The sequence below is a fragment of the Aquitalea sp. S1-19 genome, assembly GCF_024343515.1.
In genome coordinates this window covers 1-21,651 of record NZ_RJTZ01000009.1, presented here as the reverse complement: position 1 = coordinate 21,651, position 21,651 = coordinate 1, and the positions used below count along the sequence as shown (strand labels likewise).

Here is a 21,651-nt window from a genome sequence, read left to right as displayed (position 1 = left end):
CATCCATGCTCCATTAGCATGTGGCCATATTTTCTTGCTATAACATGCCCACTTGCCAAGGAGTTTGCCATGCATCGTCCGCTATTCCGTCTTTCCGTTCTGGCCCTCGCGCTAGCTGTCTGCGGTTCTGCCATGGCAGCAACGCATGGTGAAGTCGCCGCACGCGAGATGCGACATGTTGCCACCGCATTCAAAGGGCGCATGGCCGGCACGGAAACCGAGCAGGCCACTGCGGCCTATCTGGCCAAAGCATTCAAGAAGATGGGCTATCAGGTCAGCGAGCAACCGTTTACGGCTTCGTTCGAGTATGAAAAAGCCGACAAGAGCAAGGTCAAGCGCGAGGTCAAGTCGGTCAACGTGATTGCGACCAAGCCGGGTATGGATGGCAAGGTGGTGATTGTCGGTGCGCACTTTGATTCGCGCACGCCGAAAAAAGACAGTGATATCGGCAAGATCGGCGGGCCCAAGCTGGAAGGGCTGGACGACAATGCGTCCGGCGTTGGCATGCTGCTCGAAATCGCCGACCAGCTCAAAAAAACCAAGACACAGCACACGATCAAGTTTGTCGCCTTTGGTGCCGAAGAGCTGGGGCTGCTGGGCTCCAAGGACTATGTGGCGCGCATGAGTGACAGCGACAAGCAAAATGTGATCGCGATGGTGAATATGGATAGCCTGATTACCGGCGACAAGATGTATTTCCATGCCGGCAAGGAAACAGTCGCCAAGGATGCCAAGGCCGGCTTCGTGCGTGACCGCGCACTGGCCATTGCCAAGAAACTCGGTATCGCGGCCGACACCAACCCGGGGCTGGACAAGGAGTATCCGAAAGGGACAGGCTGCTGCTCCGATCAGGAGAGCTTCGATGAAGCAGGTATGCCGGTACTGGCGGTGGAGGCTACCAACTGGGAAATCGGCGACAAGGACGGTTACGAGCAGACCACCAATAAGGCCATCAAGGATGGCATGAGCTGGCATCGCCCTGATGTGGACAATGTGAAGAATCTGGAAACCATTTTCCCGCAGCGGGTCGAGCAACGCTCGCGCGACTTCAGCCGCATCCTGACACCGCTGGTGATCGAGCTTGCCGGTGGCAAAGCCAAATAAAGGCGAAAAAGCGGAGAGGGTGCAAGTCCAAACCAGACCAACTGAAAATCCCCCGAAGAGCTCGGGGGATTTTTTTGGCTATGTCCCAATGACGAGTGAACGCTTGTGGCATGCTGCGCAGGCACACTAATCCTTGCATAAGGTCCGCAGATAAGCGCCGGCCTGCCTGAGATCCTCCGCGATGGCGTGTCCCACGCCATCCGCATCGTTTTGCAGCAGCGCCGCCAGCAAGGCGCTGTGTGCGTCATTCATCGTCGCCCATACTGCCGCATTCTGATGCAAGCGGTTGGAGATAGGGCCGACATACAGCCAGACCGTTTCGATCAGTGTCATCAGCATGGGCGAGCCCGCCGCCAGATAGAGCATCAGATGAAACGCCTCGTTGGCATCCAGGTACGCCTTGATATCCCCTTGCGCGATGGCTTCGTCCATCTGTCGCACCAAAGACGCCAGCGTGCTTCTTGCCGCCTTATCCAGCTTTAGCGCACCTTGGCGCGCCGCTTCGCCCTCCAGTAGGATGCGGGTCGCGAGGATGTCGTCAAATTCGGCCTTGCTCAGTTGCGGCACGCTGACCCCGCAATTGGGCACATTGACCAGCGCCTTTTCCGCCACCAGACGCTGCAAGGCGGTGCGAACCGCCATGCTGCCCATGTCCATTTCACGGGCCAAGGTATGGATTTTCAGGCGTTCGCCGGGGAGCCAGCGCCCCAGCATCAGTCCCTGGCGCAAGGTTTGGTAAGCCTGATCCTGCAAAGTGAAAGCAGCGTCGGTTTTCATGGAGAAGATTGGGGGAGAGGTGGCGGCAAGGATAGCAGAGCACGATAGGACTGCCAATATTTGATCAAATATTGACGGATAGATTTGATCAAATCTATGATGCAGGCAAACAAGACCCGCCGTGATCGTCGCTGTATCTGCCTGTACCGGGTCAACAAACGGGAGCAAACCATGAATGAAGTGTTGAATGCTTTTATCCGCGAGCATGCGATCCACGAGATCGAGTGTGTCATTCCCGACATGACCGGCATGGCGCGCGGCAAGATCGTCCCCAAGAACCTGTTTCTGGCCGAAGACAGCATGAAAATGTCCAAGGCCGTTCTCACCATCACCGTGAATGGCGAGTTTGCCGACTTCGAGCGCCTGACCGGCCCGCATGACCCGGATATGGTGTGCGTACCCGATGTTTCCACCATCCGCATGGTGCCGTGGGCGATGGAGCAGGTGGCAGTAGTAATTCATGACTGTGAAGACTTCGACGGCAAACCGGTCGGCCTGTCGCCACGGGCAGTGCTGCGCAAGGTGCTGGCGTGCTATGCCGAGCGCGGCTGGCGCGCCGTGGTGGCGCCGGAGATGGAGTTTTACCTGATCGCGCAGAATAACAATTCGGACGAGCCCTTACGCCCGCCCACCGGTCGCGCCGGACGCTCGGAAATTGGCCGCCAGAGTTTTTCCATCGATGCGGTCAATGACTTTGATCCGTTTTTTCAGGAGCTGTCCACGTTTTGCGCGGCGGCCAGGCTGAATGTAGAAACGCTGGTGCATGAAGTCGGCGCCTGTCAGATGGAAATCAACTTCACCCATGGCGATGCGCTGGAGCTGGCCGATCAGGTTTTCCTGTTCAAGCGTGCGGTGCGCGAAACTGCCTATCGCCATAATATTTTTGCGACATTCATGGCCAAACCCATGCAGGACGAGCCGGGCAGTGCGATGCATATCCATCAAAGCGTGGTCGACGCCGAAACCGGGCTGAATGTCTTCAGCCGGCTCGATGGGCGTGCCAGCGAACTGTTTTACCACCACATCGGCGGCATGCAGCGCTATTTGCCAGCGGTGATGCCGATGCTGGCGCCTTACGTCAACTCCTACCGCCGCCTGACCCGCCATGCGGCGGCGCCTATCAATGTGCGCTGGGGTTACGACAACCGGACTTGCGGCATCCGCGTGCCGCCTTCCGGCCCCGAGGCGCGGCGAGTGGAAAATCGCGTACCCGGCGTAGATGTCAATCCCTACCTTGCCATGGCGGCTACGCTGGCCTGCGGCTATCTGGGCATGGTCAATGCACTAGAGGCCTCGCCACCGATGGAAGGCAGCGCCTATACGCTGGATTACGAGTTGCCGCGCAGCCTGGAAGACGCCATCGAGCTGATGCAAGGTTGCAAAGAGCTGGGTGAGCTGCTTGGCCACGACTTTGTTTCGGCCTTTTGTGCGGTCAAGGGCAAGGAATTCGAGACCTTTAATCGCGGCATTACCGCATGGGAGCGCGAGCACCTGCAATTGCACGTGTAAGCCGTCTGGTCTTTTCAAGGGGAAGCGCAATGCAAGCTATCCGTTACGGCGTGAACTGGGCACGGGCGCAGGCTTTATATCAGCGTGAACGCACCGACTTTGCCGCCCGCCGCCCGCGCTCGCGCGCGCTGTCACAGCAATCGGCCGAACATCTCCTGTTCGGCGTGCCACTGCACTGGATGGATGACTGGTCGACACCGTTCGCGCTTTATGTCGAATCGGCCAAGGGCGCGTCTATCCGCGATGTGGACGGCTTTAGCTATACCGACTTCTGTCTGGGCGACACAGGTGCCATGTTCGGCCACGCCCCGCAGGCGGTCGCCGACGCGGTGGCCGCGCAGTGCGTCAAGGGCTTTACCACCATGCTGCCCTCGGCCGATGCCACCTGGGTGGCAAGCGAACTGAGCCGGCGCTTTGGTATGGACAAATGGCAGTTCGCGCTAAGCGCCAGCGATGCCAACCGCTACGCCATCCGCTGGGCGCGCGCCATCACCGGCCGCGACAAGATTCTGGTATTCAATGGTTGCTACCACGGTACGGTCGATGATGTATTTGTCGACCTGAAAGATGGCCTTCCTGTGCAGCGGGCCAGCCTCTTGGGCCAGGTCTACGATCTGACCTGCCACACCCGCGTGGTCGAATTCAATGATCTGGCCGCGCTGGAGTCGGCGCTTGCGTATGGCGATGTCGCCTGTGTGCTGGCCGAGCCGGCAATGACCAATATCGGCATGGTGCTGCCCAAGCCCGGCTTCTGGAAAGCGGCCAGCGACATTATCCGTCGCCATGGCGCTTTATTGCTGATGGACGAGACCCACACCATCAGCTCCGGCCCCGGCGGCTATGCCGTAGCCGAAGGCGTGCCGGCCGATATGCTGGTGGTCGGCAAGCCGGTGGCCGGGGGCGTACCTTGCGCGGTATACGGCTTTTCTGCCGATACGGCAGCTAAAGCCGAAGCCGCCAAACGCGCAGCCCCGCCCGGGCACTCGGGCATAGGCACCACGCTGACGGCCAATATGCTGGCGCTCGCGGCCATGCGTGCCAACCTTGAGCAGGTGATGACAGATGCAGCTTACGCGCATATGTTCCGTCTGGCCCAGGCGCTGGAGGGGGGCTTGCGTGCGGCGATTGCCCGCCATGATTTGCCATGGTGCGTGACGCGCATCGGCGCGCGCACCGAGTTTCAGTTCTGTCCGCGCCCGCCACAAAACGGCAGCGAGGCCGAGACGATTCTGGATGGCGAACTGGAGCACATTGTCCATCTTTACTTGCTGAATCGCGGCCTGCTGATTACGCCTTTTCACAACATGATGCTGGTGTGCCCGGAGACGACAGAGGCCAATATCGCGCGTTTTGTCGATGTGTTTGACAGCTTGCTGGCACAACTGAAAGGCTGACTCAATCGCGCAGCGCCAGCGCCATGATCTCGTCCGCCAGTTCGGCAACCGACAAGCTGCCTTCTTTGCGGTACCACTGCACGCTCCAGTGCAGGCTGCCCAGCAAGGTTCGGCGCAGCAAGCGGGTATTGGCTTTGACCAGTCCGGCCGCAGCCGCCTCATCCAGCACTTGCTGCCACAGGGCTTCGTAGCGGTCGCGCAAGACCACCAGACCCGGGCGGGCCGCTTCGGATACGCTGCGCCACTCGTACAACATCACTTCCAGCGCCGCCTGGTTTTCACCGAGCAAGGAATGCAGGTGGACATGAAACAGCGCTGCAAGGCGTTGTTCGACATTGCCGGCTTGCGCCAGCGCCTCGCCCAGTTGCTCGGTGGTACTGCTGATGCCCAGCGCCATCACCGCCACCAGAATCTCTTCTTTATTGCGAAAGTGATAAAACAGGCTGCCGGACTGCATGCCGGCGGCGGTGGCAATGTCGCGCACCGTGCTACGCTCGTAACCATGGTCGCGAAACAGGCGCGCGGCAATGCGCACCAGTTCCATGCGCCGGCTATTGGGTTCAAGACTCATGCCTGTGCTCCGGCGTAAAGCGTTGCAACAGGGTTTGTGCCGCCTGCCAGACCCGCTCCGGCTGCATTTTTTCCAGACAGTCGGTGTGCCGCAAGGGGCAGACGCGTTCGAAGCAGGGGCTGCAATCCAGATTGAGCGAGACAATCGCCGACTTGTCGGACAAGGGCGGGGTGAAGCCGGGGCTGGACGAGCCATACAGCGCCACCAGCGGCAACTCCAGCGCGGCAGCAATATGCATCAGCCCCGAGTCGTTGCACACGGCAAGCGAAGCGAAGCCCATCAAGTCGATGGCTTCTTCCAGATTGGTCGCCCCGCACAGATTGATGGCGCTGCCGCCGGCTTGCTCGCTGATGGCCTGGCCGATTTCGGCATCCTTGTTCGAGCCGAACAGCCAGACATTCCAGCCAGCATCGGCAAAGGCGCGCGACAGGGCGGCAAAATGGCGGGCCGGCCAGCGTTTGGCCGGGCCGTATTCGGCGCCGGGGCACATCACCACTACCGGACGTGACAAGTCCAGCCCCAGTCGCGTTGCCGTCGCTTGCCCTGCATCCCGGTTGACGCAAAGCTTGGGGTGGGCAATTGGCAAGGCTGGGGCGACACCGGGCGCTTCAGCGAGCGCGCAAAAGCGCTCTATCATCATCGGCAGGGCTTTTTCGTCCAGTTCGCGCCTGTCGTTGACCAGACCATAGCGCATTTCACCGGTAAAGCCGGTGCGCAGGGGAATGCCGGCCATAAAGGGGATCAGGGCAGACTTGAGCGAGCCGGGCAGAATCACCGCCTGGTCGAATTTTTCCCGCGCCAAAGCCCGCGCCGTGCGCCAGCGCTCACCCAGTTGCAACTGTCCGTGACCGAAGGGGTTCAGGTGAGCGCGGCTGACCTCGGGCATACGCGCCAGTAGCGGCAGTGTCCAGGCCGGGGCGAAAACATGCACCTCGGCACCAGGGTTGCGTTCAAGCAGACGGCGATAAAGTGGCTGGGCCATCACACCGTCGCCAACCCACGAGGGGCCGATGACCAGAATTTTTTTCATGTTCGGGTAAGCAAAAAAGGTGCGCCGGACGCACCTTGAGGATCAGGCCGGTAAACAGGCTTAGTGATGGGCGCTGACCGGGCCTGTCAGTTGGTAATGGGTGCCGCAGTAAGGGCACAAGGCTTCACCGCCGTTTTTGACGATGGGCAAAAAGACGCGCGGATGTGAATTCCACTTCACCATATCGGGCATGGGGCATGCCAGCGGCAGGTCGGTCGCAGTCACTTCAATCACGCGGCGGGTATTTTCTGTCAGTTCCATAGCAGGGCTTCTTCTTCAGTGTTGTTTGTCTTGTTGCGGCGAGTATACCGTGCAATGCACGTGCAAGCCAAAAGGCGGCGTTTCAGGCCGCTTGCTGTTTCAGATGGTCTGGCCGAATACGGCTTGCCACAGGGTGCGCACAGCCTGATAGTCGCTTAGCAATTCGGCACTCAAGGGTACGCCGCCCTTGTCGTTGAGCCGTGCGGCGTGTTGCAGGCGGCGGTAATGGCGGTAGGCATCCTGCGCCTTGCGTGCCAGCGTCGGATCAATCAACCCGGCTTCGGCCGCCACGGCCAATAGCGCAATGGTGCCGGTATTGGCTGTGAGCGCGGGCAAGGCGTGGGCATGGCCCAGAATCAGCGCCTGGATAATGAATTCGGCGTCGATGATGCCGCCGCGCGCATGCTTGATATCTTCTTCGCGCGCAGGGTGGGTCTCCAGCATGCGCTGACGCATGTCCACCACTTCCTGCTTCAGCACGGCAAGATCGCGTTTTTGCATCAATACATCGCGCCGTATGGTGTCGAATGCTTCGCCAATCGTGGCATCGCCGGCCACAAAGCGCGCCCGGGTCAGCGCCTGATGCTCCCATACCCAGGCTTGCTGAGTCTGGTAGCTGGCAAAGGCCGACACGGTACTCACCAGGAGGCCACTCTGGCCATTGGGACGCAGCCGCAAATCAATGTCGTACAGCACGCCGGCGCTGGTGGTACTGGTCAGCCAGGTCGACATCTTGCGCGCCAGGCGCGCATACAGTTCGGGCGCGTCCGGGTGTTCGTCCTCGTAGAGGAAAATAATGTCGAGATCGGAGACATAGCCCAGTTCTTTTCCGCCCAGCTTGCCGTAGCCGATGATGGCAAAGCGCGGAGTCTCGGTGTGGCGTTTGGCGATATCCAGCCAGGCATGACGCAAGGTGGCCGCCAAGACCAGGTCGGCCAGACGTGACAGCTCATCCGACAAGGCTTCCAGTGTCCACATGCCGGCAATGTCCTGCGCCACCAGACGGAATACCTGTGCATGCTGGAAATGGCGCAAGGCATCCATCTTGCCTTCGGCGTCGCCCTCGCATGCTGCAAGCTGGCTTTCCAGCTGCACCGCCAGTTGCGGCCAGTCGGGGGTGGCATACAGCACGCGCGCGTCCAGCAACTCATCCAGCAAAATAGGGTGGCGCGTCAGATAGGCCGACACCCATGCGCTGGCCGAACACAGCGTAGCCAATCGTTGCAGCGTCTGCGGGTATTCGCTTAATAGCGCAAGGTAGGATGCGCGCCGGCTGATGGCTTCAAGTAGCGCCAGAATGCGGCTCAGGGTCGCGTCTGGCCCAGTTTGATGGCTGGCCACTTCGATCAAAGGCGGTATCAGCGCATTGAACTTGCGCTGGCTGCGCTCGGGCATCTGCAAATAACGCTGACTGGAGGCAATGGCAGCCAGTTGGCGCGCCACCGCATCCGCTTCGGTATAACCCAGCGCGGCCAGCCGTTCGGCGCTATGGCTGGACGGTTCCAGAATGTCGCGCCACAAATCGGCCAGCGGATGGATTTGCGTATCCTCGGCCGGCAGGAAAAATACTTGCTCGAAATGGCGGGTGACATGGCGGCGCTCGAGATTGAGCGCATTCATAAAGGCAGGCCAGTCTTTAAAGCCCATGCTGTGGGCGAGGCTGGCACACGCTTCGTCACTGGTAGGCAGGGTTTGTGTCTGCTGATCGTCTGTGTATTGCAAGTGGTGTTCAAGCTTGCGCAAAAAGGCATAAGCCTGTTGCAGCTCGTCAATGGCGCCATCCTCCATCAGATGCAGCGCTTTGAGCTGCCCCAGCGTCGCACGGGTGCCGCGCAGTTGCAGGCTCTTTTCCCGCCCGCCCCGTATCAGCTGAAAGACCTGGGCAATGAACTCGACTTCGCGGATGCCGCCGGGGCCCAGCTTGATATTTGCCGCCATATCGCGCCGTGCCACTTCGCGCCGTATCTGGGCATGCAGCTCGCGCATGGCGCCATAGGCGCCGTAATCGAGATATTTGCGGTAAACAAAAGGGCGCACCAGATCCCAAAGGGCAGCGGCATCGCCACTGAGGGCCCGCGCCTTGATCCAGGCATAGCGTTCCCATTCGCGCCCCTGGGTCAGCAGGTAGTTTTCCAGCGCGGCAAAGCTCATGACCAGAGGACCGGAGTCGCCGTAAGGACGCAGGCGCATATCGACGCGAAACACCAGGCCATCGGCGCCAGGCTCGCTGATGATGCGGATCAGCTGCTTACCCAGGCGGGTAAAGTACTCATGATTGGACAGGCTGCGCGCGCCATTGGTGTCGCCGTCTTCCGGATAGACAAAGATCAGGTCGATATCGGACGAGACATTCAGCTCCTTGCCGCCGAGCTTGCCCATGGCGATCACGATCAACTCCTGCACCTCGCCACTTTCCTCGCCAATGGCCTCACCGAAAGGCGCGAGAGAGTGACGCGCAGCGATCAGACCGCGCTGCACGGCAAACTCGGCCAGTGTGCTGATGGTGGAGACGACTTCTTCCAATGGCGCGTGTCCTGCCAGGTCGCGGCAGATCAGCCGCGCCATCACCGCCTGGCGTAAATGGCGCAGCGCAGGCATCAGAGCGTCCGGCTCGATCAGAGTGTCCCAATCGGCAAAGGCCTGCATCTGGGCCAAATCAAAGGGCAGATGCTGGTGTAAGGCAAGCTCTTCCAGCCTTTGCGGTCTAGCCTGAAACAGGCGCTCCAGATAAAAGCTAAAAGAGCGTGCATAGGCAATGTCAGTAACTGGCATAATACGGGTTCCAAACGATGACAAGATCGTGAAAGATAATTCTACCCCTCCCCAGCCCGAAACGGGCAAACACTGGCTTCTGCGTCTAGGGGGCATTCCGGTTCGGCGCACGCTGGTGTGGGCGGGCCGCATTCTTGCGGCTGTTTTTGCCCTATGGCTGCTGATACTCGTTGCTTTGGTGCTGGCCTGGCAGTTCTGGCTTAAACCCAACTTGCCCACGGTACGCGATGATTTGGCGCGTGAAGCCTCGCGCCTGATCGGGCGTCAAGTCTCAATCAAAGGCCTGGCGACCCAATGGCAGGCTCTGACCCCGACCGTCACACTCAGTGGCTTTACCATTGCCAACCCCGTTGGGCATGCGCTGAGCCTTGAGCAGGTCACGCTGACGCCATCCTGGTCCTCGCTATGGCAAGGCTCACTGCGTTTCTCCCAGATTCGTGTCAGCGGCGTCAAGCTTAGCCTGTTGCGCCAGAGCAACGGCCACATCCTGTTAAACGGCTTTGATTTGTCGCAAGGGGATAGCAGCCATAGTGACGGGGAACTTGCCAACTGGCTGCTGACCCAGCCTGAAATTGCCATCAACCGTACCGAACTCAGATGGCGCGATGAGCTGGTCGATGTGGCACCGCTCACGATCAAAGATGCCAATCTGGCTCTTAGCCGTGGCCTGTTCGGCCATCGCCTGGTACTGGACGGCCGGCCGGACAGCCGCTTTCTCGGTAGTTTCCGTGTAAGCGCCGACTGGAGCGGCGACGATATCAAAGCCTGGCGCTCATGGCAGGGCAAGGCCACGATGATGGCGCGTGATGGCGCTTTTGCCTGGTGGGAGCGCTACGCACCCAAGACGGCCTTGCTGCCCAAGGGCAAGGCCAACTTCAATGCCGCACTGACTTTCTCCGGCGGGCATATCGATACGCTGGAAGCCGAAGGCCTGGTCGAACAGGCAGAACTCGCCGAGCGTGCCGCCACACCGCTGGCCTTACCGCGTATCGCCGGGCGGGTGAAATATCAGCGCGAGGGCGATGGCAATAACCGGCTTTTTGCCGACAAGCTGTTTTTGCAGACGCAAAAAGGCGCGCTGTTTAGCGATAGCCGTATCGAGGCGAGCTGGTCGGATCAGGGTGGCGGCAAGGTCAGCGTCAGCCGCACCGACCTTGCGCCCTTGCTGCCCATTTTGATTGCCGCCGGCCTGATGCCGGAAAAGCCATGGCGCGAGGCGGCGCTGCATGGGGTGTTGAATGATGTGTCGGCCAGCTGGCAAGGCCGCGTAGAAAAACCTTCGGGCTTCCATGCCAGCGGACAGTTCGACAATCTGGGCTGGCATACTTTCGGTGCTTTTCCCGGTGTCGCCGGCGGCTTTGCCGGGAAAGTGGCCTTGAGTGAGGCCGGAGGTGAGCTCACGCTCAATGGCAAAGGGGTCAAGATTGACGCACCCGAGCTGTTTGCCTATCCATGGCAACTGAAACAGGCCAAGGGCACGCTGACATGGGCACGTACGGCCAAGGGATTCTGGCAAGTCACCCTGCCGGCGTTTGATCTGGCCACGGAAGACTTTAGTGGTCAAGTGGATGGCACGCTGCAGATTCACCCCGATGGTGCACTGCTTGCCGACTTGAAAGCGGCCGTGCCTGAAGTGCCGCTGGTGCGCGTAGTGCGCTATTTGCCGGACAGCTTGGGCAAAGAAACGCTGTCGTGGCTACAGACCTCTTTAAGTGCAGGCACAGGGCGCGAAGTCAAAGCCATGCTAAAAGGTGATCTGCGTGCTTTTCCCTTCCCCTATGGCAAGGGCGGCAGTTTTGACCTGGACGCCAGCCTGAAGCAGGCCGCCTTGCGCTTTGCACCGGACTGGCCGGAAATTTCGGCCATCAATGGCAAGCTGGTGTTGAGTAACGACGGGGTTCGCGTCACGGCAGATGATGCCGTGACCCAAGGCGCGCGCCTGTCGCAGGTCAAAGTCGAGTTGAAGGATTTGTATAGCGTGCCTGCCGCCGTCGATATAGACGGGCAGGTCAGTGCGCCGCTGCAGACCATGCTCGACTACAGCAAGGCCAGCCCGGTTAATGGCTATCTGGATGGTTTTCTTAGCGACATCAAGGCTGGCGGACCGGCCAGCCTGGGGCTTAAAATCCGTGTGCCGCTGGATACCCCGGAAAAAACAACGGTTGCGGGGAAACTGGCTTTCAATGGCAATCCTTTGCGCTTTACCAGTTTGCCCATACCTGCACTGGATACGGTCAACGGCACCTTGCTGTTTAGCGAGTACGGTGCGTCTACATCGGGCCTGGCGCTGTCGGTTCTGGGGCAGCGCATGCGCCTGCAAGGCGATACCAGCAAGCAGGGTTTGTCGCGCTTTAACTTGCAAGGCGATGCCGACATCCGCCGGGTGCTGGACTTTTATCTGCCGGTGCTGGCACCCTTTGCCCGTGGTGTCACCCCGCTGGACATCGCTTTCAGTCTGCAAAATGGTGATTTCCTGGGGCTGCAGGTTAATAGCTCGCTGACAGGCTCCGAAATACAGGCTCCGGCACCGGCGCATAAAACAACGCTGGAGCGTTGGCCGCTCAGCCTTGCGCTGAAGCCAGGCATGCAAGGCAAAGGCGCGCAAATAGACTGGACGCTGACTGGCCATGCCTCGGGTCGGGTTCTACTGACCCGCGATGGAAACTTGCAAACGGCCAGTGTCGGCGTCGGCACTAAAGCGCCGGCCTTGCCGGCGCAGGGTCTGGCTCTGGCGCTATCTGCTGCACAACTGGATGCGGATCAATGGCTGGCAGCACTGGCAGGGCCACAGGCCAGCCCCGGCGCCGCATCCGCCCACATGCCGCCCTGGCCCCTGTTTTTTAGCCTGAGTACACCGCAGCTGATGCTGGCCGGACGGCCATGGGGAGAGGTGGCCCTTAACGGGCAGGCCAACGGAAAAATGGCCCGGGCGAGTGTGCAAAACCGTTATCTTGCCGGTTCGGCCAGCTATTTGCCGGATGCGCGCACCGTAAATGCACAGCTGGAATATCTCAAATTGCCGCTGCCCGAAGTCGTGCCAGCGCCGTCTTCAACGCTGGCTACTCCCCAGGCGAACAGCGCGCCCCGTGGCATGCATATCAACCTGGATGCCGCAAGTTTGCAGTACCGCGCACGGGACCTGGGGCGTCTGACGGCAGAAATCAATAGCGGCAAGGGATTTTGGCAACTAGACAAAGTTGCGCTCACCTCGGTTGATGGCAGCTTGCAGATCAGCGGGGTGGATGCGCTGGGCGGTTCGCGCACCGCCATCAGGCTGGCGTTTAATTCCGGCAATCTGGGTGCATTCCTTGGCCGTTTCGGTTTTCCCGGCGCGATCCTGGGCGGATCTGGCTCTTTAAGCGGGGCGCTGTCTTGGCCGGGCATGCTGACTCAGTTTAACGAAGAAAAAATATCCGGCTCGCTTAGCCTCGACGTGAAAGACGGCCGTTTTGCCAGTGTCGACTCGCAAGCGGCGCGACTGCTAAGCGTTTTGTCGCTGCAATCTGTCGGGCGCTTATTGCAGCTGGATTTTGCATCGGTATTCGGCAAAGGCTTCGCCTTTGACCGCATCCATGGCAATGTGGCCGTGATCAACGGTATTTTCGAGAGCAGCGCCATCAATCTGGACAGTACGGCAGCCAAGATCTTGCTATCGGGGCAGGTGGATCTGCCGCGGGATAGCCAGTCGCTGGAGGTCACGGTCACGCCCAAGCTGTCGCAAGGCGTGGCACTGGCTGCCGGTGCCGTCATGCTTAACCCGGTGGTCGGCCTGGCGACGCTGGCCGCCGAAACGGCGCTTGGCAACCCGATAGGCCGCTTGTTTTCATTCAGCTATAGCGTCAAAGGTTCGCTGAATGACCCGGTAGTCAAACGGATGCAGACGCCGCTGCGTAAGCCGAACGCTCCTAACCCTAACCCGTGACAAGGATCCGCGCTTTGCAAACATTCCGTGCAGCCGCCGTACAAATGGTGTCCGGCACCTCGGTTGCCGCCAACCTTGACCGTGCCCGCCACTGGGTACAGGAGGCAGCTGCCGCTGGCGCGGCTTTGGTGGTGTTGCCCGAATACTTCTGTCTGATGGGGCAAAACGAGCGCGACAAGCTTGCGCTGGCCGAACAAGCCGGTAACGGCCCCCTGCAGGATGTCTTGGCGCGCATGGCGCGCGACAATAGCGTGTGGCTATGTGCCGGCACGCTGCCCTTGCAATGTCCGGATCCTGACAAGGTGTACAACAGTTGCCTGCTGTTCAACCCCGATGGAGTGCAGGTGGCGCGTTACGACAAGATTCATCTGTTCGGCTTTTCCGGCCTTGGCGAGCGCTATGCCGAGGCCGATACCATCGCGCCGGGCAGCCAGCCGCTTAAAGTGGCCACGCCTCTGGCCGACGTCGCTTTCGGTATCTGTTACGATCTGCGTTTTCCCGAGCAGTTTCGCATGCTGGCGCCATTTGATCTCTTGCTGCTGCCTGCTGCATTTACCGCCATCACCGGCGAAGCGCATTGGGAAACCCTGCTGCGTGCGCGTGCCATCGAGAACCAGTGTTATCTGCTTGCATCCGCCCAGGGCGGGCTGCATGAAAATGGCCGGCGCACCCATGGCCACAGCATGATTATCGACCCGTGGGGGCGCATTCTGGCCGAGCTGCCCGAAGGCGAGGGCCTGGTACTGGCCGATCTCGACCCCAAACTGATCCAGTCGGTGCGCAGCCGTTTGCCGGCGCTGGCGCACCGCACATTAGCCTGAGAGTGAACACAATGAACCAAACAACCCATCAGGCAGCCGATACGCTGCTGCTATCCCCGGGCGGGATCAGCGAATCTGTGCTGGACGCCACTTTCGGCCGCATGCAAGGCCATGGCGTCGACTATGCCGACCTGTATTTTCAGTACACCCGCAACGAGGCGTGGAGTCTGGAAGAAGGCATCGTCAAGGCCGGCAGTTTCAGCATCGACCAAGGGGTCGGAGTACGTGCCGTCTCCGGCGAAAAGACCGCCTTCGCTTATGCCGACGAAATCAGCGCGGCGTCCCTTGCGCGCGCCGCCGACACCGTACGCGCCATCGGTGCGGGCGGCGGGGAAGGGCAAATCAAGGTTGAAACGCCGCGCATCACGACAGGCGCGGCGCTTTATCCCGCTATCGACCCTTGCCACAGTCTGGAAGCGGCGGCCAAGGTCGAGTTGCTGCACCGCATCGAGCGCATCGCCCGCGCCCGCGACCCGCGCATTATCCAGGTGATGGCCAGCGTCGCCTCCGAATACGATGTGATCTATCTTGCCCGTGCCGATGGCGTGCGTGCCGCCGATGTGCGCCCCTTGTGCCGCGTATCGGTGATGGTGATTGTCGAAGAAAACGGCCGGCGCGAGCAGGCCGGCGCCGGTGGCGGCGGGCGCTTCGATCTGACCTACTTTACCGACGAGATCGTGACCGGCTATGTCGAACGCGCGGTCAAAGAAGCCACCACCAATCTGAAAGCGCAGGCGGCACCGGCAGGCCAGATGACTGTGGTGCTGGGCGCAGGCTGGCCCGGTGTCTTGCTGCATGAAGCCATCGGTCACGGCCTTGAGGGCGACTTTAACCGCAAGGGCACGTCGGCTTTCTCCGGGCGCATAGGCGAGCGGGTCGCCGCCAAAGGCGTGACCATTGTCGACGATGGCACGCTTGCCGGACGTCGCGGTTCGCTATCGGTCGATGATGAGGGAGAGCTGACACAATGCACCACCCTGATCAAAGACGGCATACTCAAGGGCTATATGCAGGACGCGATGAATGCGCGCCTGATGGGGATGGCGGCCACCGGCAACGGCCGGCGCGAATCCTACGCCCATATCCCGATGCCGCGCATGACCAACACTTACATGCTGGCCGGCCAGCATGATCCGGAAGAGATCATCGCCTCGGTCAAGGATGGTCTGTATGCGGTAAATTTCGGTGGTGGCCAGGTCGACATCACCAGCGGCAAATTCGTGTTTTCCGCGTCCGAAGCATGGAAAATCGAAAACGGAAAACTCGCTTACCCGGTCAAGGGCGCAACGCTGATCGGCAATGGCCCCGATGTACTGACCCAGGTCAGCATGATAGGCCATGACCTGGCGCTGGATACCGGCGTTGGCGTCTGCGGCAAAGAAGGGCAGAGCGTGCCGGTAGGCGTAGGCCAGCCAACACTGCGTATAGATGGCGGGCTGACCATAGGCGGTACTGGCAGCTAACCGCCAGGTGGAACAGCCAAAGAGCCCGGACGCATGTGGACGTCCGGGCTCTTTTCTTTATCTGTGCTTAGTGTGTTGCTTGTTGCAATAGCGCAGGCAGTTTTTCCAGCAAGATGGCCTTGGCGCGTTGCGAAGCGAATGTGGTGCTGGGCGCTTCGTCATGGAGGTTGGACACAAAGACCAGCGTGCGCCCGCCCTTGCTGGCCCAGCCGACAAACCAGCCGGTCTGCAGTTTTTCGCCACGCGCCGAGAGCCGGCTGGCATTGCCTGTCTTGCCATAAATCTGCCAGCCATCCATATCGGGCAAGCGGAGAATGTCACGCGTGTAGCGGTAAGCTTCATCCGACACCGGCAGTTCGTGCTTGACCAGTCTGGTGAGGAAGGCCGCCTGCTCGTCGGGGCTGATGGCCAGCGAAGAACCCAGCCATGACTGGGTCAGGCCATCATGCTTGCCTAGATTGCCGCCAAGATCGCGGTTGCCGTATGCAAAAGCATCGACATAGCGCTGGAATTTATCCATCCCCAGACTTTGCGTCAGCCGTTGCGAATACCACACCACCGAATAGCGCATCCAGTGGGCGGGCGTGGTCGTTTGCGCCCACTCTGGCAAAAAGGCTCTGTCCTTGCCGTTGTAAGGCAATGCAGGCAGCGTCGCAGTTCGCAAAAATCCGCTGTCGTAGCCCATCAGGCTTAACGGAATCTTGAAAGTGGAGGCGGGCGACATGCGGGTGCTGCATTCGCCCTGACGGCTGACGGTTTTACCCCGGCTATCCTGAACCAGAAAACAGCTGGCAGCCTGGGCCGGTAGCGCTGACAAGCTGATGCAAAACAGGGCAAGGGGCAGGGATCGGGACATCAATATAAACCGGAACGTTACAAGTAGCAGAGGATGCTAAAACAAAACCGGTATGCTATGAGGCTTAAGCGGGGGGGGCAGTGCTGTAGTGTAACAAGCGCCTGCCCGCAAGTATGGGCAGGCGCGCTGCGATCAGGCCGTTTGTTTGGCGAGAGCCGGATCAAAACGCTGTTCCAGATAGGCGATGATGGCTTTGGATTCATACAGCCAGCGCGTCTTTCCGCCTTCTTCTATACGTAAACACGGCACCTGCACCTTGCCGCCTTCACTTTGCAGGCGCGAGCGCGCAGTTGCATCGTTTTTTGCATCGAGCAGCTCGACATTCAGGTTCAGCCGGTGCAAGGTGCGCCGCGTCTTGACGCAGAACGGGCAGGCGTGGAACTGGTAAAGTGCGAGCGACGCCGTAGCGGCGTCAACATCGGCCTGCTCGGCCGCGCTGCGTTTGAGTTTGCGTGGGCGGGTCAGAAAGTCGATGCCGACAATCAGCTGCCCCAGCCCTACACGTAAAGCCTTGATGAACATGATGCGTTTCTCTTTTATGTATGCTTTGGCCGGCAGTTTACCCGAATGGTTTACTGGCTGTCTGCCAGATAACGTTGTTCCAGATGTGCGCGCAGATACGCCGGGTTCAGCGCCTCGCCGCTAGCTTGCAGAATTAGCGCCGGCGTTTCCAGTAAGCTGCCCTGTTGCCAGATGTGGCGATCCAGCCAGTCCGTGACCGGAGCCAGATTGCCGGTGCGGATGTGCGTTTCCAGCTCGGGGGTGTCCCGGCGCAGGGTGGCAAAATACTGTGCGGCGTACATCGCGCCCAGCGTATAGCTGGGGAAGTAACCGAAACTGCCGTCGGTCCAGTGAATATCCTGCAAGCAGCCGTCGCGATAGTTGCCGCGCGTGTCCAGGTCAAGCGCAGCCAGCATTTTTTCATCCCATAGTGCCGGAATGTCCTCTGCCTCGATTTCGCCGGCAATCAGCGCCGCCTCGATCTCGAAACGCAGGATGATGTGCGCGGGGTAGGTCAACTCGTCGGCATCGACGCGGATCAGCCCGGGTTTGACCCGGCTATAGAGCCGGGCAAGGTTGGCGTTATCCAGCGCCGCCTGATCGCCCAGGTGCTTTTTCACCAGCGGCGTGATCAGCTCGAGAAATGCCGGACTGCGCCCCAGTTGCATTTCAAAGGCCAGACTCTGGCTTTCGTGTATCCCCATCGAGCGCGCCTGCCCGACCGGAAGGTGGACCAAGTCTCGGGGCAGGTGCTGCTCGTAACAGGCGTGACCGGTTTCGTGCACGATGCCCATCATGCTCTGCATAAAATCGTCTTCACGATAGCGCGTGGTAATGCGCACATCCTCGGCCACCCCGCCACAAAACGGATGCAGGGAAATGTCCAGCCGGCCGGCGTCAAAATCGAAACCCAGCAAATCCATGATTTCCAGCCCCAGCGCGCGCTGGGCAGCGACGGGAAAAGGACCGTCAGGGCTTAGCGTGACTTCACCGGACTGCTTGTCCATCACCTGACGAATCAGGCCCGGTAGCCAGCTTTTGACCTCGCCGAAGATGTGTGTGAGTTGCGCGCTATGCATGCCAGGCTCGAACTGCTCAAGTAGCGCGTCGTAAGGCGTCAGCCCACTGGAATCAGCCAGACGCTGCGCTTTTTCCCGTGCGCATTCGACGACGGGACGGAAGTTTTGCAAAAAACCTGCCCAGTCGTTCGCGGAACGCTGTGTACGCCAGCCGTGCTCACAACGCGAGCCGGCGAGACTGGACGCCTCCACCAGACGCTCGGGCAGCAAGTTGGCCTGCTGCCATACCCGCTTCATTTCACGCAGCGATGCGCGGGTCGCGTTATCGGCAGCTTCCGTCTCGGCCCCTTTTAATAGCGTTTTGAGAGTAGGGTCAGTCAGCGTGCGGTGCATCAAGACCTGCAACTCGGCCATGGCTGCACCACGTGCCTCGTTGCCCTTGGCCGGCATCATGGCCGCCTGATCCCAGCCGACCATCGCCGCCAGATGCTGGTAACGGTAAAGCCGGGTAAAGCTGGCCACTAGCGCGGCATAAGACGAGTTGGACATGAGAACTCCGTTAAAGGTGTGTGCACGTGATGCGTATGGGCGATTTTATCTGGGTCTTGACCTATATCGGCCAGGACTTAGGTTAAAAATTACCTTGCCCTGTGTATGGGTCCAAATTTTCATCTGTGGCCAGTAAAAAATTCCGATAAGTATAATTATCGGAAAAATAATAGTCTTACGATTTTGTATTTCATGTATTACGTAATAATTTTACATGGTAAAATACCGCCATAAACACCAACCGAAAGCAAACCATGGCTGAAGATATTTACGCCCGTATACGCACGGCAGCATTCGAACTACTGGCAGAAGGCATTTGGCCAACCGTGGTCGAGGTCAGGGCTCGATTAGGCAGCGGCTCCAACACCACCATCAACAACACCCTCAAACTGTGGCGGCAAGAGTTCCTCGCGAAAATGGCCACTTCGGCACGGCGGCCGGACTTGCCTTTGGCACTATCAGAAGCGTTTGAAGTCGTCTGGCAACAAGCTTGCGAGCACGCTGAAAATGCACTGGACGCCATGCGTGCCGAAATCGTGACCGAGCGTGTACAGTTGCAGACACAATTGCAAACCGCACAGCAACTAGCAGAAAACAGGCTTACCTTACTCACCGAGCAAGCACAGGCACTTGAACTCGGAGAAAAGCGGCTGGCAGAAACTGCTTCTGCCTTGCAGACCGAAACACAGGCCAGGCAGCAGCAGCAAGAACTGTATAAACAGCTTGCCGAAAAACTAAGCCACGCCGAGGCGAAAATTATTGCGACCGAGACGCAGATGACCGCCAAGCTGCTCGAAGCAGAAGAAGAAACCAAGCGACAGTTACAAGAAGTCAGAGCCGAAGCCGAAAAACGCGAGGCGCTAGCTTATGAGCGCCTTGAGGGCTTGCGCATCAGGCTGTATGAGCAGATAGAAGAAGAGCGCAAACAAATGCAGCAGGAGAGGCAACGACAGGAAAACGAAACACAACAGGCACGACAGGAAACAGCAAGAATAGAAGCCCTATGGCAAGAACGCCTGGCTGGGCGCGAACGTGAGATAGGCCATATAAAGGCCAAACTCGAAGGGCTGACCGAGCGCCGCGACGAACTTGAAGCGGCTTTGCAGGCGGAAAAAGAGCAGGGCAGGGCCGTATCCGAAAAGGTGCTGCAACTATCCGGCGATTTGGCCCAGGCCCATGGCGCGGTCGCCGCACAAGAAGAGCGCATCGTCGCGCGCCTGACCATGCTCGTCACTACACAAGGAGAGACACTGAGTCTATTGACCGAAGCTGAACGCTACGACTATTTACACAAGGCGCTGATCGGCTAATTACGCCTTAGTCGAATAGTGGTGTCAGCCAGGCGGCCAATTGCTCAAGTGCGGCGCGATCAACCTCGTCATATTCGCCCAACCGGCTTGAGTCGATATCCAGAACGGCCTTCACCACGCCTTGGCTATCAAAGACCGGCACTACGACTTCGGATCTGGCCAACGAAGAGCATGCAATATGGCCAGGAAAAGAATCTACATCCTGAACCAGCAGGGTGCGGCCTTGCTGCCAGGCTGCACCACATACCCCTTTGCCAAAACCAATGCGGGTACACGCTACTGGTCCCTGAAATGGCCCAAGCACCAACTGCGGCCCCTTAACCAGATAAAAACCGACCCAAAGCCAATCGAAACAGGCATTTAAAGCTGCAGATACATTAGCAAGCGTGGCAATCTGATCCTGTTCGGAGGCAATCAAAGCCTGCAACTGTGGCAATAACTCCGCATAACGTTGAGCTTTATCACCACCAGACACGGCAACTTGATATGACATTTTTTCACCCGGCACATTTACGAAACGGTCAGCCTAACCGGAACATGCAAAAAAGAACACCCGCCACATGGGCGGGCATTCACTTGGCAGCGGGACTGTCCGGCATTACATCATGTGCTGTCCGCCATTGATGGCAAAATCAGCGCCGGTAATGAAGGCGGCCGCGTCGGAAGCGAGATAGGCGACCAGACTGGCAATTTCCTCAGGCTTACCCAGACGGCCCACAGGTATTTGTGCAATGATCTTGCTACGCACCTCCTCAGGCACCGCCATCACCATATCGGTACCGATATAACCCGGAGAAATCGTATTAACCGTGACACCTTTACGCGCAACCTCTTGCGCTAGCGCCATGGTAAAACCATGCATGCCTGCCTTGGCCGAACAATAGTTGGTTTGACCAAACTGGCCTTTCTGACCGTTAATGGACGAAATACTGATAATACGACCCCAGCCACGCTCCATCATGCCATCAACCGTCGGCTTGGCCGTATTGAAAACCGAGTCCAGATTGGTACGCAGCACCGCATCCCAATCCTGCTTGCTCATTTTGCGGAACGAAGCATCACGGGTAATCCCGGCATTATTGACCACCACATCAATGGCACCAATTTCAGCGGTAATGGCTGCCACCAAATCCTGGCAAGCATCAAAATCGGTTACATCACACTGGAAGGCGTGAAAGTCGTAACCGCCATTTTTCATGTCGGCAAGCCAGGCGCTTTCCTTGCCGGGCTTGCTATAGGTAGTCACAACGGTATGTCCCGCATCGGCCAGGGCACGGCAAATAGCCGAACCGATGCCTCCCATACCGCCAGTGACCAGTGCAATACGCTTGTTCATGATTGTCTCCTTTATTTTGTTTTATCAAAGTACATGCATTGCATTACTGCAGCATGCTGAAAACAGACAAGCAAAACAAGGACGCCGAGCATTCACTCGAAAAAGTGTTGCACAAGCGCACATCATGCTGACTACCAGGGTGGGATATGGCGTGTTTGTACTTTAGCTGCGTGGTGTATGTTATTTTACATAATGTACATTATACGAACCCATCAAGGCGCAGAAAAAACAGGGGCAAAATGCGTGACCGACTCCTGACTGCGTGGGAGCAACTGCGCCCCCGGCTGCGCGTGACCGAAAACGTCAGCAGCCGGTACATAGTCAAAACCCGATAGCGATGCATGATGTGCGTCATCGGCATCAAAATCCGTTGCCGGCATCCACGCATCGGCTGAATCAGACACCCCGCTGTACATCGTCACATCCAGACCACGGGCACGCGCTTCTGTGACCATG

Annotated in this window: 18 protein-coding genes; 7 read left to right on the top strand and 11 right to left on the bottom strand. The window is 59.0% G+C overall.

Annotation, left to right across the window (positions count from 1 at the left end):
- Positions 1–69 precede the first annotated feature (69 nt).
- The gene (locus tag EGI20_RS02515; RefSeq protein WP_498629360.1) at positions 70–1,104 is read left to right on the top strand and encodes an aminopeptidase; all 1,035 of its coding nucleotides are present in this window, start codon (positions 70–72) and stop codon (positions 1,102–1,104) included.
- Positions 1,105–1,230: 126 nt separating this feature from the next.
- On the opposite strand, the gene EGI20_RS02510 is transcribed toward EGI20_RS02515, so the two are convergent.
- Complete coding sequence (locus EGI20_RS02510) at positions 1,231–1,881, bottom strand: GntR family transcriptional regulator (RefSeq protein WP_498629359.1); 651 nt, start codon at positions 1,879–1,881, stop codon at positions 1,231–1,233.
- 171 nt (positions 1,882–2,052) lie between these two features.
- On the opposite strand from EGI20_RS02510, the gene EGI20_RS02505 reads away from it, so the two are divergent.
- On the top strand, positions 2,053–3,390 hold the full coding sequence (locus EGI20_RS02505; RefSeq protein ID WP_498629358.1) for a glutamine synthetase family protein: 1,338 nt from the start codon (positions 2,053–2,055) through the stop codon (positions 3,388–3,390).
- 29 nt (positions 3,391–3,419) lie between these two features.
- Positions 3,420–4,784 (top strand): aspartate aminotransferase family protein, encoded by a 1,365-nt coding sequence (locus EGI20_RS02500; RefSeq protein WP_498629357.1) that lies wholly within the window; start codon positions 3,420–3,422, stop codon positions 4,782–4,784.
- 1 nt (position 4,785) lies between these two features.
- Here the strand turns inward: EGI20_RS02500 and EGI20_RS02495 are convergent, their stop codons facing one another.
- From EGI20_RS02495 to glnE, 4 genes are all read right to left on the bottom strand, one after another.
- Positions 4,786–5,355: a TetR/AcrR family transcriptional regulator gene (locus tag EGI20_RS02495; RefSeq protein WP_160797000.1), complete on the bottom strand. Its 570-nt coding sequence runs from the start codon at positions 5,353–5,355 to the stop codon at positions 4,786–4,788.
- Positions 5,345–6,385: a lipopolysaccharide heptosyltransferase II gene (waaF, locus tag EGI20_RS02490; protein ID WP_498629356.1), complete on the bottom strand. Its 1,041-nt coding sequence runs from the start codon at positions 6,383–6,385 to the stop codon at positions 5,345–5,347. The genes EGI20_RS02495 and waaF overlap by 11 nt, the downstream gene beginning before the upstream one ends.
- A gap of 60 nt (positions 6,386–6,445) precedes the next feature.
- Entirely contained in the window at positions 6,446–6,646 is a 201-nt protein-coding gene (locus EGI20_RS02485) for a zinc-finger domain-containing protein (RefSeq protein ID WP_124733964.1), read from the bottom strand.
- A 99-nt stretch (positions 6,647–6,745) separates the two neighbouring features.
- Positions 6,746–9,418, bottom strand: a complete 2,673-nt coding sequence (gene glnE / locus EGI20_RS02480; RefSeq protein WP_498629355.1) for a bifunctional [glutamate--ammonia ligase]-adenylyl-L-tyrosine phosphorylase/[glutamate--ammonia-ligase] adenylyltransferase — start codon at positions 9,416–9,418, stop codon at positions 6,746–6,748.
- A 28-nt stretch (positions 9,419–9,446) separates the two neighbouring features.
- On the opposite strand from glnE, the gene EGI20_RS02475 reads away from it, so the two are divergent.
- The 3 genes from EGI20_RS02475 to tldD are packed head-to-tail and all read left to right on the top strand — an operon-like array spanning position 9,447 to position 15,624.
- Positions 9,447–13,340, top strand: coding sequence for a YhdP family protein (locus tag EGI20_RS02475; protein ID WP_498629354.1), 3,894 nt, complete (start codon positions 9,447–9,449; stop codon positions 13,338–13,340).
- 14 nt (positions 13,341–13,354) lie between these two features.
- On the top strand, positions 13,355–14,161 hold the full coding sequence (locus EGI20_RS02470) for a carbon-nitrogen hydrolase family protein (protein WP_498629353.1): 807 nt from the start codon (positions 13,355–13,357) through the stop codon (positions 14,159–14,161).
- Between the two features lie 11 nt (positions 14,162–14,172).
- Complete coding sequence (gene tldD, locus EGI20_RS02465) at positions 14,173–15,624, top strand: metalloprotease TldD (protein ID WP_498629351.1); 1,452 nt, start codon at positions 14,173–14,175, stop codon at positions 15,622–15,624.
- Positions 15,625–15,691: 67 nt separating this feature from the next.
- Here tldD and blaOXA read toward each other — a convergent pair whose 3' ends face one another.
- The 3 genes from blaOXA to EGI20_RS02450 form a co-directional block, all read right to left on the bottom strand.
- Positions 15,692–16,480: a class D beta-lactamase gene (blaOXA, locus tag EGI20_RS02460; protein ID WP_498629350.1), complete on the bottom strand. Its 789-nt coding sequence runs from the start codon at positions 16,478–16,480 to the stop codon at positions 15,692–15,694.
- A 132-nt stretch (positions 16,481–16,612) separates the two neighbouring features.
- The gene (locus EGI20_RS02455) at positions 16,613–17,002 is read right to left on the bottom strand and encodes a glutaredoxin family protein (RefSeq protein ID WP_498629349.1); all 390 of its coding nucleotides are present in this window, start codon (positions 17,000–17,002) and stop codon (positions 16,613–16,615) included.
- A 50-nt stretch (positions 17,003–17,052) separates the two neighbouring features.
- A complete protein-coding gene (locus EGI20_RS02450; protein ID WP_498629348.1) occupies positions 17,053–18,549 on the bottom strand; it encodes a carboxypeptidase M32 in 1,497 nt (498 codons plus the stop codon).
- Positions 18,550–18,803: 254 nt separating this feature from the next.
- Between EGI20_RS02450 and EGI20_RS02445 the strand changes: the two genes are divergently transcribed.
- Positions 18,804–19,859 (top strand): DNA-binding protein, encoded by a 1,056-nt coding sequence (locus tag EGI20_RS02445; RefSeq protein ID WP_498629347.1) that lies wholly within the window; start codon positions 18,804–18,806, stop codon positions 19,857–19,859.
- Positions 19,860–19,866: 7 nt separating this feature from the next.
- Here EGI20_RS02445 and EGI20_RS02440 read toward each other — a convergent pair whose 3' ends face one another.
- The 3 genes from EGI20_RS02440 to EGI20_RS02430 all read right to left on the bottom strand — a co-directional run.
- On the bottom strand, positions 19,867–20,352 hold the full coding sequence (locus tag EGI20_RS02440) for a GAF domain-containing protein (protein ID WP_498629346.1): 486 nt from the start codon (positions 20,350–20,352) through the stop codon (positions 19,867–19,869).
- A gap of 105 nt (positions 20,353–20,457) precedes the next feature.
- A complete protein-coding gene (gene phbB / locus EGI20_RS02435; RefSeq protein WP_124733954.1) occupies positions 20,458–21,195 on the bottom strand; it encodes an acetoacetyl-CoA reductase in 738 nt (245 codons plus the stop codon).
- Between the two features lie 212 nt (positions 21,196–21,407).
- A partial coding sequence (locus tag EGI20_RS02430) for a hypothetical protein (protein WP_498629344.1) occupies positions 21,408–21,651 on the bottom strand: 244 nt, incomplete at its 5' end.

Excerpts from the sequence above, each read along its gene's own strand:
- EGI20_RS02515 (WP_498629360.1), top strand. The coding sequence starts at position 70 with ATGCATCGTCCGCTATTCCGTCTTTCCGTTCTGGCCCTCGCGCTAGCT.
- EGI20_RS02510 (WP_498629359.1), bottom strand. The coding sequence starts at position 1,881 with ATGAAAACCGACGCTGCTTTCACTTTGCAGGATCAGGCTTACCAAACC.
- EGI20_RS02505 (WP_498629358.1), top strand. The coding sequence starts at position 2,053 with ATGAATGAAGTGTTGAATGCTTTTATCCGCGAGCATGCGATCCACGAG.
- EGI20_RS02500 (WP_498629357.1), top strand. The coding sequence starts at position 3,420 with ATGCAAGCTATCCGTTACGGCGTGAACTGGGCACGGGCGCAGGCTTTA.
- EGI20_RS02495 (WP_160797000.1), bottom strand. The coding sequence starts at position 5,355 with ATGAGTCTTGAACCCAATAGCCGGCGCATGGAACTGGTGCGCATTGCC.
- waaF (WP_498629356.1), bottom strand. The coding sequence starts at position 6,385 with ATGAAAAAAATTCTGGTCATCGGCCCCTCGTGGGTTGGCGACGGTGTG.
- EGI20_RS02485 (WP_124733964.1), bottom strand. The coding sequence starts at position 6,646 with ATGGAACTGACAGAAAATACCCGCCGCGTGATTGAAGTGACTGCGACC.
- glnE (WP_498629355.1), bottom strand. The coding sequence starts at position 9,418 with ATGCCAGTTACTGACATTGCCTATGCACGCTCTTTTAGCTTTTATCTG.
- tldD (WP_498629351.1), top strand. The coding sequence starts at position 14,173 with ATGAACCAAACAACCCATCAGGCAGCCGATACGCTGCTGCTATCCCCG.
- blaOXA (WP_498629350.1), bottom strand. The coding sequence starts at position 16,480 with ATGTCCCGATCCCTGCCCCTTGCCCTGTTTTGCATCAGCTTGTCAGCG.
- EGI20_RS02455 (WP_498629349.1), bottom strand. The coding sequence starts at position 17,002 with ATGTTCATCAAGGCTTTACGTGTAGGGCTGGGGCAGCTGATTGTCGGC.
- EGI20_RS02450 (WP_498629348.1), bottom strand. The coding sequence starts at position 18,549 with ATGTCCAACTCGTCTTATGCCGCGCTAGTGGCCAGCTTTACCCGGCTT.
- EGI20_RS02445 (WP_498629347.1), top strand. The coding sequence starts at position 18,804 with ATGGCTGAAGATATTTACGCCCGTATACGCACGGCAGCATTCGAACTA.
- EGI20_RS02440 (WP_498629346.1), bottom strand. The coding sequence starts at position 20,352 with ATGTCATATCAAGTTGCCGTGTCTGGTGGTGATAAAGCTCAACGTTAT.
- phbB (WP_124733954.1), bottom strand. The coding sequence starts at position 21,195 with ATGAACAAGCGTATTGCACTGGTCACTGGCGGTATGGGAGGCATCGGT.